The 15,145-nt window shown below is 60.5% G+C and carries 14 protein-coding genes; 13 read left to right on the top strand and 1 reads right to left on the bottom strand.

Annotation, left to right across the window (positions count from 1 at the left end):
• The first annotated feature begins 16 nt into the window (after window positions 1-16).
• The 9 genes from chpT to BN32_RS21725 all read left to right on the top strand — a co-directional run bounded on the left by chpT (window position 17) and on the right by BN32_RS21725 (window position 9,995).
• Window positions 17-667 (top strand): histidine phosphotransferase ChpT, encoded by a 651-nt coding sequence (chpT, locus tag BN32_RS21765; protein WP_040427191.1) that lies wholly within the window; start codon window positions 17-19, stop codon window positions 665-667.
• A 183-nt stretch (window positions 668-850) separates the two neighbouring features.
• A complete protein-coding gene (locus BN32_RS21760) occupies window positions 851-3,556 on the top strand; it encodes a hybrid sensor histidine kinase/response regulator (RefSeq protein ID WP_019195898.1) in 2,706 nt (901 codons plus the stop codon).
• Between the two features lie 11 nt (window positions 3,557-3,567).
• Window positions 3,568-4,038: a chemotaxis protein CheW gene (locus BN32_RS21755; protein ID WP_019195899.1), complete on the top strand. Its 471-nt coding sequence runs from the start codon at window positions 3,568-3,570 to the stop codon at window positions 4,036-4,038.
• A gap of 75 nt (window positions 4,039-4,113) precedes the next feature.
• Complete coding sequence (locus BN32_RS21750; protein WP_019195900.1) at window positions 4,114-4,479, top strand: response regulator; 366 nt, start codon at window positions 4,114-4,116, stop codon at window positions 4,477-4,479.
• Window positions 4,480-4,570: 91 nt separating this feature from the next.
• Entirely contained in the window at window positions 4,571-5,746 is a 1,176-nt protein-coding gene (locus BN32_RS21745; protein WP_019195901.1) for a protein-glutamate methylesterase/protein-glutamine glutaminase, read from the top strand.
• Window positions 5,743-6,621: a CheR family methyltransferase gene (locus tag BN32_RS21740; protein ID WP_019195902.1), complete on the top strand. Its 879-nt coding sequence runs from the start codon at window positions 5,743-5,745 to the stop codon at window positions 6,619-6,621. The genes BN32_RS21745 and BN32_RS21740 overlap by 4 nt, the downstream gene beginning before the upstream one ends.
• Window positions 6,622-6,781: 160 nt before the next feature.
• Window positions 6,782-7,612 carry a chromate resistance protein ChrB domain-containing protein gene (locus BN32_RS21735; protein ID WP_019195903.1) on the top strand — a complete coding sequence of 277 codons (831 nt, stop codon included), beginning with the start codon at window positions 6,782-6,784 and terminating at the stop codon, window positions 7,610-7,612.
• Complete coding sequence (gene chrA, locus BN32_RS21730; RefSeq protein ID WP_019195904.1) at window positions 7,609-9,009, top strand: chromate efflux transporter; 1,401 nt, start codon at window positions 7,609-7,611, stop codon at window positions 9,007-9,009. The genes BN32_RS21735 and chrA overlap by 4 nt, the downstream gene beginning before the upstream one ends.
• A 101-nt stretch (window positions 9,010-9,110) precedes the next feature.
• On the top strand, window positions 9,111-9,995 hold the full coding sequence (locus BN32_RS21725) for a DUF1259 domain-containing protein (protein ID WP_019195905.1): 885 nt from the start codon (window positions 9,111-9,113) through the stop codon (window positions 9,993-9,995).
• A gap of 244 nt (window positions 9,996-10,239) precedes the next feature.
• Here the strand turns inward: BN32_RS21725 and ctrA are convergent, their stop codons facing one another.
• Entirely contained in the window at window positions 10,240-10,941 is a 702-nt protein-coding gene (gene ctrA / locus BN32_RS21720; protein WP_019195906.1) for a response regulator transcription factor CtrA, read from the bottom strand.
• Between the two features lie 368 nt (window positions 10,942-11,309).
• On the opposite strand from ctrA, the gene fliI reads away from it, so the two are divergent.
• From fliI to BN32_RS21700, 4 genes are all read left to right on the top strand, one after another.
• Window positions 11,310-12,635, top strand: coding sequence for a flagellar protein export ATPase FliI (gene fliI / locus BN32_RS21715; RefSeq protein WP_019195907.1), 1,326 nt, complete (start codon window positions 11,310-11,312; stop codon window positions 12,633-12,635).
• Between the two features lie 106 nt (window positions 12,636-12,741).
• Window positions 12,742-13,161: a flagellar export protein FliJ gene (fliJ, locus tag BN32_RS21710; protein ID WP_002713080.1), complete on the top strand. Its 420-nt coding sequence runs from the start codon at window positions 12,742-12,744 to the stop codon at window positions 13,159-13,161.
• Window positions 13,162-13,452: 291 nt separating this feature from the next.
• Entirely contained in the window at window positions 13,453-14,001 is a 549-nt protein-coding gene (locus BN32_RS21705) for a sigma-70 family RNA polymerase sigma factor (protein WP_019195908.1), read from the top strand.
• Window positions 14,002-14,017: 16 nt separating this feature from the next.
• Window positions 14,018-15,064, top strand: coding sequence for an anti-sigma factor (locus BN32_RS21700; RefSeq protein ID WP_019195909.1), 1,047 nt, complete (start codon window positions 14,018-14,020; stop codon window positions 15,062-15,064).
• The last annotated feature ends 81 nt before the right edge of the window (window positions 15,065-15,145 follow it).

Raw genomic sequence — 15,145 nt, 5'->3', positions numbered from 1 at the left:
AAATCCGAGGAAGTCTATGTCTGGCACGTCAACTCCCGGTCCTACACCCGATGCTCTCGAACTCGCGGCATTGATGTGTTCGCGTGTCTGCCACGATCTCATCAACCCGGTGGGCGCGATCGTCAATGGTCTCGAAGTGTTCGACAGCAGCAACAAGGAAGATGACAAGGAGTTCGCGCTCGATCTGATCCGCAAGAGCGCGAAATCGACCTCGGCGCGTCTGCAGTTCTGCCGCATCGCTTACGGAGCCGCAGGATCGGCCGGATCGCAGATTGATCTCGGCGAGGCCCAGAAGATGACGCGCAATCACCTTGAGGATGGAAAGACCAAGATCACTTGGAATTTGCCGCATGTCCTGATGGCGAAGAACCGCGTCAAGTTGCTGCTGAACATGTTCGTCATCGCGCAGCAGGCCATTCCCCGCGGCGGTGAACTCACCGTCGATCCGATCGGCGAGGGGGATACGATGGGATTTCTCCTTCGTGCCGCCGGCGCCAACGCACGTGAGCCGCAGAATGTCGCAGCGCAATTGAATCTCGACAATGCGGGCTCGGTCTCGGCGCATGCCGTCCAGCCCTATTACACGGCGCTGCTGGCGCAGGCATGCGGGCTAAAGGTATCGCTCGCGGCTGAAACGGACGCTGTCGTCCTCACCGCGTCCTCCTAACTGCATCTTCATAAACTCTTAATGAACCGATCCCCGGGGGCGCCATCCTCCGGGGGAACGCCTTAGCGTCTTATTCAGCGCGTTCTTTTCCAAATGCTCAACCAATATTAAACGCTTTGCGTCGAGACTGTGTGCATTCCGGGAGGCGTGTGTTGCGTGCCCGTTTGCGCGAGGCTTGATTTTATGGACGATCTGCTGCGTGAGTTTCTGACTGAAACTAATGAGAGTCTCGATACCGTCGACAATCAGTTGGTTCGCTTCGAACAGGATCCGAACAACGCGAAGATTCTCGATAATATTTTCCGGCTTGTTCATACCATCAAGGGGACCTGCGGCTTTCTCGGATTGCCGCGCCTGGAAGCGCTGGCTCATGCAGCCGAGACGCTGATGGGGAAATTCCGTGACGGAATGCCGGTGACCGGCGAGGCCGTCACGCTGATCCTGAGCACGATCGACCGCATCAAGGAAATTCTCGGCCAGCTTGAAGCAACCGAAGCCGAGCCCGAAGGCGCCGACGTCGATCTGATCGACGCGCTTCACCACATGGTCGAGCAGGGCATGGCCGCTATGACTGCACCTGCACCTGAAGCCGCCGCTGCGAAGCCAGTGACGGCGGGTGCTGCTGTCGCGCAGACGCTTGAGCGTGAATTGCGGCCCGGCGAGGTCTCGCTGGATGAGCTCGAGCGTGCGTTCCGCGAAACGGAGATGGAAATTCCGGCGCCGCCGCTCGCTCCCATTGAGCAGGCTGCTCCGAAAGCCGAGGCTCCCAAGCCTGCCGCTGCCAAGCCTGCTGCGGCGAAGCCGAGGAAGCCCGTCATCGAGAACGAGACGTCGGAGGGCGACAAGATCGCCAACCAGTCCATTCGCGTCAACGTCGATACGCTTGAACACCTGATGACTATGGTATCCGAGCTGGTGCTGACCCGCAATCAGTTGCTCGAGATCAGCCGTCGCAACGAGGACTCTGAATTCAAGGTGCCGCTGCAGCGGCTCTCCAACGTCACCGCCGAGTTGCAGGAAGGCGTCATGAAGACGCGGATGCAGCCGATCGGCAACGCCTGGCAAAAGCTTCCGCGCATCGTACGCGACCTGTCGAGCGAACTCGGCAAGCAGATCGAACTCGAAATGCATGGTGCGGATACCGAGCTTGATCGCCAGGTGCTCGACCTGATCAAGGACCCGCTGACGCATATGGTCCGCAACTCGGCTGATCACGGCCTTGAGTCGACCGCCGATCGCGTCGCCGCCGGCAAGCCGGAGCAAGGCACCATCCGCGTTTCCGCCTATCATGAGGGCGGTCACATCATCATCTGCATCGCCGACAACGGACGCGGCCTGAACACGGATCGCATCAAGCAAAAGGCCGTGCAGAACGGTCTGGTGACCGAAGCCGACGTCGAAAAGATGACCGAGGCGCAGGTTCACAAGTTCATCTTCGCGCCGGGCTTCTTCACGGCTGCGGCGGTGACGAGCGTGTCGGGCCGCGGCGTCGGCATGGACGTCGTGCGCACCAACATCGACCAGATCGGCGGCACCATCGACGTGAAGTCGGTGCCGGGCGAGGGCTCGAGCTTCACCATCAAGATTCCGCTGACGCTGGCGATCGTCTCCGCGCTGATCGTGGAAGCCGCCGGCGACCGCTTCGCGATTCCGCAATTGTCGGTGGTCGAGCTGGTTCGCGCGCGCTCCAATTCCGATCATCGCATCGAGCGGATCAAGGACACGCCGGTGCTGCGGCTGCGTAACAAGCTGCTGCCGCTGATGCATCTGAAGAAGCTGCTCAAGATCGACGACGGTGCGTCGATCGATCCGGAGAACGGCTTCATCGTGGTGACGCAGGTCGGCAGCCAGACGTTCGGCATCGTGGTCGATGGCGTTTTCCATACCGAGGAAATCGTCGTCAAGCCGATGTCCACCAAGCTCCGCCATATCGGCATGTTCTCGGGCAACACGATTCTCGGTGACGGCGCCGTCATCATGATCATCGATCCGAACGGCATTGCCCAGTCGCTTGGCACAGCGGCGGCTTCGCACAGCGAAATCGCGGACGAGAATGCCGCCGCGCGCGCGAATTCGGATGTCCAGCTCACGTCGCTTCTGGTGTTCCGGTCCGGCTCGTCACAGCCCAAGGCTGTGCCGCTGGCGCTGGTCACACGACTTGAAGAGATCGCCGTCGACAAGATCGAGCTCTCGAACGGCCGCCACATGGTTCAGTACCGCGAGCAGTTGATGCCGCTGGTCGAAATGGAAGGCGTCACGATTCGCGAGAGCGGCGTTCAGCCGATCCTGGTGTTCGCCGACGACGGCCGCTCGATGGGTCTCGTGGTCGACGAGATCATCGACATCGTCGAGGAGCAGTTGAGCATCGAAGTGGCCAGCACGCGGGAAGGTGTGCTCGGTTCTGCCGTGGTGAAGGGGCAGGCGACCGAGGTGATCGACGTCGGACACTTCCTGCCGATGGCGTTCGCCGACTGGTTCAGCCGCAAGGAAATGCGTCTGTCCGCGACCGCTCAGACCGTTCTGCTGGTCGACGACTCCGCTTTCTTCCGCAACATGCTTGCGCCTGTACTGAAGGCCGCCGGTTATCGCGTGACCGTGGCGCAGAACGGACAGGAAGGGCTCGCGGCCCTGCGTTCGGGCAATTCGTTCGACGTCGTGCTGACCGACATCGAGATGCCGGAGATGAACGGTTTCGAGTTCGCCGAAGCGATCCGTGCGGATCGGCGAATGGAATCGATGCCGATCATCGCGCTGTCGTCGGTCGTCTCTCCGGCGGCGATCGAGCGTGGCCGTCAGGCGGGATTCCATGACTACGTCGCCAAATTCGACCGGCCGGGATTGATCGCCGCCCTGAAAGAACAGACCGCTGACGTCAAGCAGGCGGCGTAAGGAACATGACAATGGATGCAAATGTTGAAGGCGCTGATCGCGGGATCACCGAATACGTCACGGCGATGATCGGCGGACAATTGTTCGGGCTGCCGATTTCGCGCGTTCAGGACGTCTTCATGCCCGAGCGGCTGACCCGGGTGCCGCTGGCGTCCGCAGATGTCGCTGGTGTTCTCAATCTTCGCGGCAGGATCGTCACGGCGATCGACATGCGCGCGCGCCTTGGTCTGGCGAAGATCGAGGACGGCCGGCCGCCAATGGCGGTGGGCGTGGATCTGCGCGGCGAATCCTATGGCCTGCTGATCGACAGCATCGGCGAGGTTCTCAAGCTCGCCGATGACAGCCGCGAGGTGAATCCGGTCAATCTCGATCCGCGCATGGCGAAGATGGCAGGCGGTGTCCATCGGCTCGACGGACAATTGATGGTGGTTCTCGATGTCGACCGCGTTCTGGAAATCAATCCGGACATGATGGCGGCCTAACAGATTATTCGGGAAGTAACGCGTAAGGTTCCGTGATCGTCGGCCCGCACGGACACCGAGGGAAAAGAGGCTAAGATGAAAACATGTCTGATCGTTGACGATTCGAGCGTCATCCGGAAGGTCGCGCGGCGTATCCTGGAGGGACTGGATTTCCAGATCGTCGAAGCCGAGGACGGCGAGAAAGCCATGGAAGTCTGCAAGCGCGGAATGCCGGATGCTGTCCTGCTCGACTGGAATATGCCGGTCATGGATGGCTATGAGTTCCTGCGCAACCTGCGCATGATGCCGGGTGGCGACAAGCCGAAGGTAGTGTTCTGCACCACCGAGAACGACGTCGCTCACATTGCCCGTGCGCTCCATGCAGGTGCCAATGAGTACATCATGAAGCCGTTCGACAAGGAAATCGTGACAGCGAAGTTTCATGAGGTCGGTCTGATCTGAAGCTCTGCGCTGGAACGGCCGCCTGCGGGCGCTGCATCCGGATTGAGTTGCGTAAGTTGTTGCCGTTCGGTTGCGTAGAGTTGGTTTTCTCATGAGCGTTGCAGTCTTGACTCCTCCCGGCTCGTCCGCACAGCGGCACGAGCCACTGCGCGTCATGGTGGTGGATGATTCCGCCGTCATCCGCGGGCTGATCTCCCGATGGATCGAGGCTGAGCCCGATCTGACGGTCGCAGCCTCGATCCGGACAGGGCTGGATGCGGTCAACCAGCTTGTGCGTGTCGATCCCGATGTCGTCGTGCTGGATATTGAAATGCCGGACATGGATGGCATTTCCGCGCTGCCGCTGCTGCTCGAGAAAAAGCGGAATCTCATCATCATCATGGCGTCGACGCTGACCCGCAGAAACGCGGAGATCAGTTTCAGGGCGCTGTCGCTGGGTGCGTCCGATTACATTCCCAAGCCTGAGAGTACGCGCGAGATGTCCGCCGCGGACATCTTCAAGCGGGACCTGATCGAGAAGATCCGCCATCTCGGCGCGCGGCTGCGCCGTCCGGTCGTGGTTGCTAGTCCGTCATTGTCTCCGGCCGCACAGCCGGTGCGCGCGCCATTGCCGCGGACGTCGGCCGGCACGATGCCGCCGGTTGTCCAGCCCAAGCTGATGATGCGGCCGTTCAGCGCGGTCGCTCCGCGCGTGCTTCTGATCGGCTCGTCCACCGGTGGTCCGCAGGCGCTGATGAATCTGGTAGCGGGTATCGGACCCGTGATCGACCAGTATCCCGTCCTCATCACCCAACACATGCCGCCGACCTTTACGACTATTCTCGCGGAGCATCTGACGCGTGCGAGCGGACGTCCGGCGCATGAGGCGATTGACGGCGAGCCGGTCAAGGCCGGGACAATCTATCTCGCTCCGGGTGGCCGCCACATGCGTGTGGCGCGTTCCGGCGCCGGTCCGGTGATCGCGCTCGATGACGGGCCGCAGATCAATTTCTGCAAGCCGGCCGTCGATCCGTTGTTCGCGTCGGCCGCCGAGGTCTGGCAGGCCGGGATCCTCGCTGTGGTGCTGACCGGCATGGGCTCGGATGGCGCGCAGGGCGGCAAGGCCATCGTGGCCGCCGGCGGCAATGTGATTGCGCAGGACGAGGCGACCAGTGTCGTGTGGGGCATGCCGGGTGCTGTTGCCAATGCCGGGGTCTGCGCAGCGGTTCTGCCGCTCGACCAGATCGCTCCCAAGGTTGTTCGAGTGTTTTCAGGAGTTCGCGGGTGACGCCACTGGATTACGAGTTTCTGCGCAAACTTCTGAAGGATCGATCCGGATTGCTGCTGTCGTCCGACAAGCAGTATCTGATCGAAAGCCGGTTGCTTCCACTTGCCCGCAAGGCTGGCCTGTCGGGCATCGGTGAACTGGTTCAGAAGATCAAGACCGGCGTGGAGCCATTGATCGTTGATGTGGTCGAGGCGATGACCACCAACGAGACGTTTTTCTTTCGCGACAAGGTGCCGTTCGATCATGTGCGGGATACGGTTCTTCCCCAATTGCTGAAGGTGCGCGCCAACCGGCGCAGCCTCCGCATCTGGTGCGCGGCGGCGTCCACGGGCCAGGAGCCTTATTCGCTCGCGATGCTTTTGAAAGATGCACTGCCGGCCGGCTGGCGCGCGGAAATCGTGGCGACCGATTTGTCGCTGGAAGTTCTCGAAAAGGCGAAAGCCGGAATTTACAGCCAGTTCGAGGTTCAGCGCGGACTTCCGATTCAACTGCTGGTGAAACATTTCAAGCAGGTCGGCGACGTCTGGCAACTCAACCCCGACATTCGCGCCATGGTCCGTTATCAGCAAGCCAACCTGCTGCAGGACTTTTCTCATTTCGGCGTGTTCGACATCATTTTCTGCCGCAACGTGCTGATCTATTTCGATCAGCCGACCAAGATCGACGTGTTCGGCCGCATGCAAAGGGTGAATGAGCCGGACGGCTTCCTTTTCCTGGGCGCGGCAGAGACTGTCATCGGGCTGACCGATGCGTATCGGGCATGTCCCGACCTTCGCGGCGTGTATGCCCCGAATCCTGCGCGGACATCGTCGCCGTCGCTGGCCCCTGCGATGGGGGCGGGCGGAATGAAAGCTTTTGCTCCGCAGGTTCGTTAAGCCGGAACAGAGCTGTTCCCGGCTGCGACCGCGCCGCCCAACCGGGCGGTGTTGCCGTTGACAAGCAATCGGCCCTGAGGTCTAAATTGGCCATGAAGAAGCGATCTCCCCACGAGGCGACATGCCCAAGAATCGCGTCCATTTTTAAGAGGGACGCGCCATGTCTTCCATCAACTCGATCTCACCCGACAAACTCGCCCGGCTGATCGGCACGCCCAAGTGCCCGATTCTCATCGACGTTCGTCTCGCTGAGGACTTTGCCGCCGAGTCGCAATTCGTTCCGGGCGCACGTCGCCGGGATCATGCATCAGTCGCCGATTGGGCGGCTGAGTTTTCCGGCAGCGCAACCGTTGTCATCTGCAAGAGAGGCGGGAAGCTCAGCGAGGGCGTGGCCGCATGGCTTCGCCACGCCGGAGCTTCAGCCGACGTGCTCGAGGGCGGTCATGAAGCTTGGGCGGAGGCGAAGCTTCCCTTGATCCCGGTTTCGAAAATCCCTTCGCGTGATCCGCAGGGGCGCACTGTTTGGGTGACCCGCGCGCGGCCGAAAATTGACCGCATCGCGTGTCCATGGCTGATCCGGCGCTTTGTTGATCCTTCCGCGATCTTCCTGTTTGTTGCTGCCCCGGAAGTCGAAGCGGTTGCGGAAAATTTCGCCGCAGTGCCGTTCGATATCGAGAATGTTTTCTGGAGTCATCGCGGAGAGCTCTGCACCTTCGATGTCATGATCGAGGAATTCAATCTCGATACTGATCCTCTCAAACGTCTGGCTACGATCGTGCGAGCGGCGGATACGGCGCGTCTGGACATCTCGCCGGAATCCGCAGGTCTGCTCGCGGCGTCGCTCGGCCTGTCGCGGATGTACTCGGATGATCTCGAACAGCTCGAGGCAGGTTTGGCGCTCTACGACGCTTTTTATCGTTGGTGCCGGGACGCAACCGATGAGACCCACAATTGGCCGTCTCACAAGGCAAAGGTGAAGATCAAGGCATGACCGAGGTGATGGCAACGTCCACGCTTTCTGCCGGGCGGGATACTCCGAGCTTTCCGACGATGACGGAAGCGTTCTGGGTCTGGCTCCGGATAGCCATGCTCAGCTTCGGCGGTCCCGCCGGACAGATCGCCGTGATGCACCGCATTCTGGTCGAGGAGAAGCATTGGGTTTCCGAGAACCGATTCCTACACGCGCTCAACTATTGCATGCTGTTGCCCGGTCCCGAGGCGCAACAGTTGGCCACCTACATCGGCTGGCTGATGCATCGCACACGCGGCGGCATTATCGCTGGCGGGTTATTCATCCTTCCCGGCGTCATCGCCATCATGGCGCTGAGCTATATCTACGCCGCCTTCGGCAATGTCGGATTTGTCGCCGCGTTGTTCTTCGGCCTCAAGGCAGCGGTGCTTGCGATTGTGATCCAGGCCGTTTTCCGGGTTGGCAAACGGGCACTGAAGAACAGGGTCATGCAGGCGCTTGCGGCCGCGGCGTTCATCGCAATTTTCTTCTTCAATGTGCCGTTCCCCGTCATCATCCTCGCCGCCGGGCTGATCGGTTTCTTCAGTGGTCGCGCCGGCCTTGCTGCATTTGCTGCAGGAGGTGGACACGACGGCAAGAAATCCACGGCTCTGATCGACGCATTGCTTGGCGATGAAATGCCCGATCATGCGCGTCCCACCGTGGCCCGCTCGTTGCGGGTTGCGACGGTCTGGGTGCTCCTGTGGCTGATCCCCGTGGTCTTGCTCTTTCTGCTGCTTGGAGGGGACAACGTATTTACGCAGATCGCGGTGTTCTTCAGCAAGATGGCCATGGTCACCTTCGGGGGCGCTTACGCGGTGCTGGCTTACGTCGCTCAACAGGCCGTCGAAAATTATCACTGGCTGCGGCCCCACGAGATGCTCGATGGACTCGGAATGGCGGAAACCACGCCTGGTCCGTTGATCATGGTGCTTCAATTCGTGGGCTTCATGGCGGCCTTTCGCGATCCCGGAACGCTGTCGCCCATGGTCGCAGGAACGCTCGGCGGGCTGCTGGCGACGTGGGTGACGTTCACACCGTGCTTCCTGTGGATTTTTCTCGGAGCGCCCTTCATCGAGGTCATGCGCGGGAACAAGGCTCTCGCCGGCGCGCTGTCTGCGATCACCGCAGCAGTGGTCGGCGTGATCCTCAACCTTGCGATCTGGTTTGCAGTCCACACCGTCTTTCGCGAAACATTTCCGGTGCATGGTTTCGGGCTGTCGTTCGATGCTCCGCTACTCAGGAGCGTCGATCCGTGGGCCCTCGTTCTTTCGATCGCGGCGGCAACTGCGATCTTTCGCTTCAACGCGGGGATGTTGCAGACACTGGCCGCCTGCGCGTCGGCGGGAGTGCTGCTTTACGTGGCTGGAATGATCTGATGGACGTCGGATCGGGCACAATCGCCGTGATGAAAGGGTAACGCTACGCATTCGTATCGAGAAGTTCGGGGCTGGGACATGAAACCGGACGGAGAAAACCAATGCGGACCCTCGGATTAGTGCTGTTGGGTGCAACGCTCGTTACTGCTGCGCACGGCCAGGAACTAGATTGGAAGCAAGTCGATGACGTGTTGGGACGTACGGCAACCGTTATCCAAGATGTCCATCGCTACGGATTTCCCAGAACGGACCTCAATGTGACGCTCGACGGCGTCACCATCAAGCCGGCTTTCGCGCTCGGCGGCTGGGTCGCGTTCAAGCCCATGGGAAATCAGGCCATGGTGATGGGCGATCTCGTTTTGACCGAGAACGAAGTGAACCCGGTGATGGCCAGGGTGCTCGCCGACGGAATGGAAGTGACTGCAGTTCACAATCATCTTTTGCGCGCGTCACCCGCCACCTTCTACATGCACATCGGCGGGCATGGCGATCCCGTCAAGATGGCGCTGACAATTCGCGATGCGCTGGTGCTCAGCAAAACTCCCGGCGTGGTCATTCCTGCGACGACGGGTGCGCCTGCAGCGCTCGATCTCGATACCGCAAAGCTTGACGAGGCCATCGGGGTCAAAGGCCGTGCCACGGGCGGCGTCTATCAATTTGGCGTGCCGCGCGCCGACGTCATCAGCGACAGTGGCATGGCTGTGCCAGCCGCTCTGGGTTCGGCGCATGCCATCAATTTCCAGCCAACTGGAAACGGCAAGGCCGCCATCACGGGCGACTTCATTGCACTGGCCAAGGAGGTGAACCCTTTGATCGGCACGTTGCGGTCGAACGGCATCGAGGTTACCGCGATCCACAATCATATGCTGATGGACGAACCCCGCACGTTCTTCATCCACTTCTGGGCAAACGACAATGCGGTGCAACTGGCAAGCGGCCTGAGAGCGGCACTCGAAAAGACCAACGTGCCACCGAAGGCCAAATGAGGCGCGCAGCGCGATGTGCGTGGCTGCGGGGGTGGTCCTGAAGTTCGCGGTTTGAGGCTGCCTTATCCGCCCTGGCTTCACCTTATCGGCCGGAGTTCGCCGCAGGTTTGCCTTATCGTGCAAATGGCCGAAAGCCGGCTGCAACTTGTCGGGACTGCGCCTTTTTCCCAAACAAAAACCCCGCCATTTGCGGCGGGGGTTCAGTCTGGGAGGTGGAGCCGTACAGGCTCCGGTACAACCCGTATCAGGCTGGAATGCGAACTTCGTCCTCGTGCGGTTCGCGCAGCACGTAGCCGCGGCCCCAGACGGTTTCGATGAAGTTGCGGCCTTCCGATGCATTCGCAAGCTTCTTGCGCAGCTTGCAGATGAACACGTCGATGATCTTCAGTTCGGGCTCGTCCATGCCGCCGTAGAGATGATTGAGGAACATCTCCTTGGTGAGGGTGGTGCCCTTGCGGAGCGAGAGCAGCTCCAGCATCTGATATTCCTTGCCCGTCAGGTGGACACGCTGGCCACCGACTTCGACGGTCTTGGTGTCGAGATTGACCACCAGATCGCCGGTCTGGATGACCGACTGGGCGTGACCCTTGGAACGGCGGACGATCGCGTGGATGCGAGCGACCAGTTCGTCCTTATGGAAAGGCTTGGTCATGTAGTCGTCGGCGCCGACGCCGAGACCCTTGACCTTGTCCTCGATGCCGGCGAGGCCGGAGAGGATCAGAATCGGTGTCTTGATCTTCGACACGCGCAACTGCTTGAGAACATCATAACCGGACATGTCCGGGAGGTTCAGGTCGAGCAGAATGATGTCGTAATCATAAAGCTTTCCGAGATCGATGCCCTCTTCTCCGAGATCCGTCGTATAGACGTTAAAGCTCTCGGATTTGAGCATCAGCTCGATCGACTGCGCTGTTGCACTGTCATCTTCTATCAGCAATACGCGCATGCCAGTCCCCTATAGTCGCCGCTCCGGGCGTCAGGCCGGCCGCAACTCGCGGCACTGGAAAAACGCCTTTGAACAACTGATTCGGATCCTGACGACATATGGTTAACAAATGCTGATTCGTGTCTGCAAGCTCTATCGTGCAATTTTTGTCGAATCGCACTAAGATATTGCGGGTAAGCAGCTTTTCGTAGCCTTGTCGTTCAAGTTCCACATTAAGAGCCGGGCCTAACCGACTCCTGCGACTCGCACCTTCGTTCTGAAGGTCAAGCGCTCTCAGTCATCAAAGACAGTGACGCAATGATTAACGATGCGGGTAAACACAGGGTTAAGGGGACGCCGCGAAATCGCGGAAACTTAAGGTTTTCGCAATGAAGGCACTCGCCGAACAGATATCCGACATCGACGGCGTCAATATTTATGGCCGTGTCGTCGGCGTGCGCGGTCTCATGGTCGAGATCGCCGGGCCGATCCATGCGATGTCGGTCGGCGCGCGCATCGTAGTCGAGACCGGCACCAACCGTTTCATCCCATGTGAGGTGATCGGCTTCACCGGCAACAATGCGGTGGTCATGCCGTTCGCCGGACTCGAGGGCGTCAGGCGCGGTTGCCGTGCCGTGATCGCCAATGCCGCCAGTCAGGTCCGCCCGTCGGCCTCGTGGCTCGGGCGCGTCATCAATGCGATGGGCGAGCCGATCGACGGCAAGGGGCCTTTGGTCCAGGGCCCGTCACCGATGACTTACCGGAATGCTCCGCCGCCGGCGCATTCCCGCAAGCGCGTCGGGGCGCCGCTTGATCTGGGCGTGCGGTCGCTCAACACCTTCCTGACCTGCTGCCGCGGCCAGCGCATGGGCATCTTTGCCGGCTCGGGCGTCGGCAAATCCGTGCTGCTGTCGATGCTGGCGCGCAACGTGGATGCGGACGTCTCGGTGATCGGCCTGATCGGCGAACGTGGCCGTGAGGTGCAGGAATTTCTGCAGGACGATCTCGGCGAGGAGGGGTTGGCCCGTTCGGTGGTGGTGGTGGCGACGTCCGACGAACCCGCCTTGATGCGACGGCAGGCTGCTTACCTGACCTTGGCGATCGCGGAATATTTCCGCGACGAAGACAAGGACGTCATGTGCATGATGGATTCGGTCACGCGCTTTGCGATGGCGCAGCGTGAAATCGGTCTTTCTGCCGGCGAGCCGCCGACAGCCAAGGGTTACACACCGACCGTGTTCACCGAACTGCCCAAACTCCTGGAGCGTGCGGGACCCGGGATGGGCGAGGGGACAATCACTGGCATTTTCACGGTGCTGGTGGATGGCGACGATCATAACGAGCCGGTGGCTGACGCCGTCAGAGGCATCCTCGACGGCCACATTGTCATGCAGCGCTCCATTGCCGAGCGCGGACGCTATCCGGCCATCAATATTCTGAAGTCCGTGTCCCGGACCATGCCGCGGTCCGCTGATCCAGCCTTTCTTCCGAGTGTGACCCGGGCCCGCCAGGTCATGGCGACCTACGCCGACATGGAGGAACTGATCAGGCTCGGCGCATATCGGGCCGGGTCGAGCCCCGAGGTCGATGAGGCCATCCGGTTGCACGAACCGCTGGAGACGTTCCTGCGACAGGCCAAGGACGAATCCACGGGAATCGGGGAGGGATACCGGCAGTTGGAGCAAATCCTGCAAACCTTGGAAACGGAACGCTAACTTTGTCGCGCCATGATCCCGCCATCTGTGTTTGACCGGAGGGGCCCTTGGGGGGGTGCCGGTTCCGTCCCGGTTTCTGATTGGGACTTCTGGGGAGTACGAGTCGATGAAGTCACGTGAAACGCTGATCCGCCTGAAAAAATTTCAGGTCGACGAGAAGCGCCGAAGGGTTGCGCAGATCGAGGGTATGATCGCTGACTTCCAGCGCATGTCGGTCGATCTGGAGCGCGAAATCCAGCATGAGCAGGAGCGCGCCGGCATTAACGATCCTACGCACTTCGCCTATCCTACCTATGCCAAGGCAGCCATTCAGCGCCGCGAAAACCTGACCCGCTCGGCGGACGAACTGCGCGTTCAGCTCGAGGATGCCAAGGCGGTGTTGGGTGAGGCGTTTGAGGAACTCAAGAAGGTTGAACTTCTTGACGAGCGCGATCAGGCGCGTGAACGCGCCGAGGAAAGCGCCCGTGAACAAGCCGATCTCGACAGTATCGGCTTGATGCGTTCGCGAATCGGAGCGATGGCCTGAGGGGGCAGGGCCGGCGCTTGGTGAGCCGGACCGCGCGGCCGATGAAATTTTTGGGACCTCATTGCCGCAGATCGCCAGTGTGACCGCAAAAGGTACTGGTTTTCGCGATATGTTTCGGTGATATGAAACCCGGGCCGCAATGCCCGGGTTTGCTTTTTCGTGCCTTTCGGCGGCCGGAGTTGATTAAGGCGGGACCGCACGCAGGCAAGATGTGATACGAGATGGCGAAATCGCGGGTCTTATTTTCGACCCTGCCGGATACGCCGGAGCGACGTATTTTGAGGGAAATTAATGCTGACGCCGGCTGAGTTGATCTGGCTGCTCGCATCGGTTGCGAAGGGGGATGAGGCTGCATTCGAGCGCCTCTATGCTGCCACACGAGCGAAACTCTTCGGTGTGGTCCTCCGTATATTGAGGCGTCAGGACCTCGCGGAGGAGGTTGTCCAGGAAGCCTACGTGAAGATCTGGAATAGCGCTGGCCAGTTCAACCCCTCTCTGGCCTCTCCAATCACGTGGATGGTTTCGATTGCCCGAAACCGGGCCATTGATGTGGTGCGCAAGCGCAGTGAGGCGTCGATTGAAGACGAGCCGGTTGCCATGGAAGTGGCGTCCGATATCCCTGACCCGCTCGCGCGCCGGGAAATGACGGAAGAATTGAAGCGGATACTGGAGTGCATCGGGCAGCTTGATCCCGAGCGGCAAAAGCTGGTGCTGCTGGCTTACTACAACGGATGGAGCCGCGAACAGCTTTCGGAGAAGTTCAACACGCCGCTGAATACGGTCAAGACGTGGCTGCGGCGCAGTATGATTGAAATTCGCGGATGCCTGGGTTTGGGATGATTGCGATTGGTATGAGATGAACTACAGCGAAGACCATATCGCGCTCGCCGCGGAATACGCGCTCGGTACTCTCAGTGCTGATGAGCGCGCGCTTGTCGAAACCATGATGATCGTCGATCACGGCTTCATGGAAGTGGTTGATGCATGGGATCGCAAGCTGAGCCCGCTGCACCAGATGGTTGCTCCGATCGAGCCGCCGCCGCACCTGTGGGACAATATCAGCGCGGCGCTCGGTCTGGTCGGACCGCAACCTGTCGTTGTTGAGGAGCCCAAGCCGGAGCCCGTCGCAGAGCAGCCGGAGCAGGCAATCACGATTGTCGAGCAAACACAGCCACCCGAGCAGCCGGAGCAATCCGTCGTTATTCCTGAATCCGGTGTTGTGCCTGTACCCGTTATGCCCGAGTCCGCTGTTACTCTAGCATCGGCCGATGCACAGGCAGAAGCGCCTGTCGCGGCCGAGATGCCGGAGATCGTCCCCGAGCCGGTTGTCGTTCAGCCGTCGAACGTTGTTCCGTTGGAGGGCCGCAAGAGAGGCGGGCAGGCGTTTGGATGGGTGATGACGGCGGTCGCCGCATCGCTTGCCGGCGTGATTGCGCTTCAGGCGTATCGCCCGGAATTGCTGCCAGAGAAACTACGGATCAAGCCGCAGATCCAGATTGTCGAAGTAGCGGCGCCTGCTCCAGCACCCGCTGCGCAGTTCGTTGCGGTGCTCCAGCAGAACGCCGCAGCACCTGCCTTCATTCTCACCGTGGATACCGCGACGAAGAATTTCACCGTCCGCAAGGTTGGCGCGGCGCCCGAACCCGGCAAAAGCTATGAGCTTTGGCTGGTGTCTGACAAATTGCCGCGACCGCGCTCGCTCGGCGTTATCGGCGGCAGCGATTTTACGATCCGACCTGCGTTATCGGCGTACGATACCGATACGATCAACAAGGCAACCTATGCCGTAACCCTCGAGCCCGAAGGTGGCTCGCCGACCGGTGTGGCCACAGGGCCGATCGTCTATACCGGCAAACTGGTTGAGAGCGTACCCGCGCTTCCGGCGTCCGCACTGCCTCGCTGACATCCAAGAATCGGCGCAACAAAAAACGCCCGTGGGGAGCGGGCGTTTTCTGGTCTCAGACTTGGGGTCTTCTGAGCAATC

Source organism: Afipia birgiae 34632 (assembly GCF_000308295.2).
GTDB lineage: Bacteria > Pseudomonadota > Alphaproteobacteria > Rhizobiales > Xanthobacteraceae > Afipia > Afipia birgiae.
This window is presented reverse-complemented; position numbering and strand designations above follow the sequence as displayed.

Coding starts and splice junctions, on each gene's coding strand:
- chpT (WP_040427191.1), top strand. CDS start 17: ATGTCTGGCACGTCAACTCCCGGTCCTACACCCGATGCTCTCGAACTC.
- BN32_RS21760 (WP_019195898.1), top strand. CDS start 851: ATGGACGATCTGCTGCGTGAGTTTCTGACTGAAACTAATGAGAGTCTC.
- BN32_RS21755 (WP_019195899.1), top strand. CDS start 3,568: ATGGATGCAAATGTTGAAGGCGCTGATCGCGGGATCACCGAATACGTC.
- BN32_RS21750 (WP_019195900.1), top strand. CDS start 4,114: ATGAAAACATGTCTGATCGTTGACGATTCGAGCGTCATCCGGAAGGTC.
- BN32_RS21745 (WP_019195901.1), top strand. CDS start 4,571: ATGAGCGTTGCAGTCTTGACTCCTCCCGGCTCGTCCGCACAGCGGCAC.
- BN32_RS21735 (WP_019195903.1), top strand. CDS start 6,782: ATGTCTTCCATCAACTCGATCTCACCCGACAAACTCGCCCGGCTGATC.
- chrA (WP_019195904.1), top strand. CDS start 7,609: ATGACCGAGGTGATGGCAACGTCCACGCTTTCTGCCGGGCGGGATACT.
- BN32_RS21725 (WP_019195905.1), top strand. CDS start 9,111: ATGCGGACCCTCGGATTAGTGCTGTTGGGTGCAACGCTCGTTACTGCT.
- ctrA (WP_019195906.1), bottom strand. CDS start 10,941: ATGCGCGTATTGCTGATAGAAGATGACAGTGCAACAGCGCAGTCGATC.
- fliI (WP_019195907.1), top strand. CDS start 11,310: ATGAAGGCACTCGCCGAACAGATATCCGACATCGACGGCGTCAATATT.
- fliJ (WP_002713080.1), top strand. CDS start 12,742: ATGAAGTCACGTGAAACGCTGATCCGCCTGAAAAAATTTCAGGTCGAC.
- BN32_RS21705 (WP_019195908.1), top strand. CDS start 13,453: ATGCTGACGCCGGCTGAGTTGATCTGGCTGCTCGCATCGGTTGCGAAG.
- BN32_RS21700 (WP_019195909.1), top strand. CDS start 14,018: ATGAACTACAGCGAAGACCATATCGCGCTCGCCGCGGAATACGCGCTC.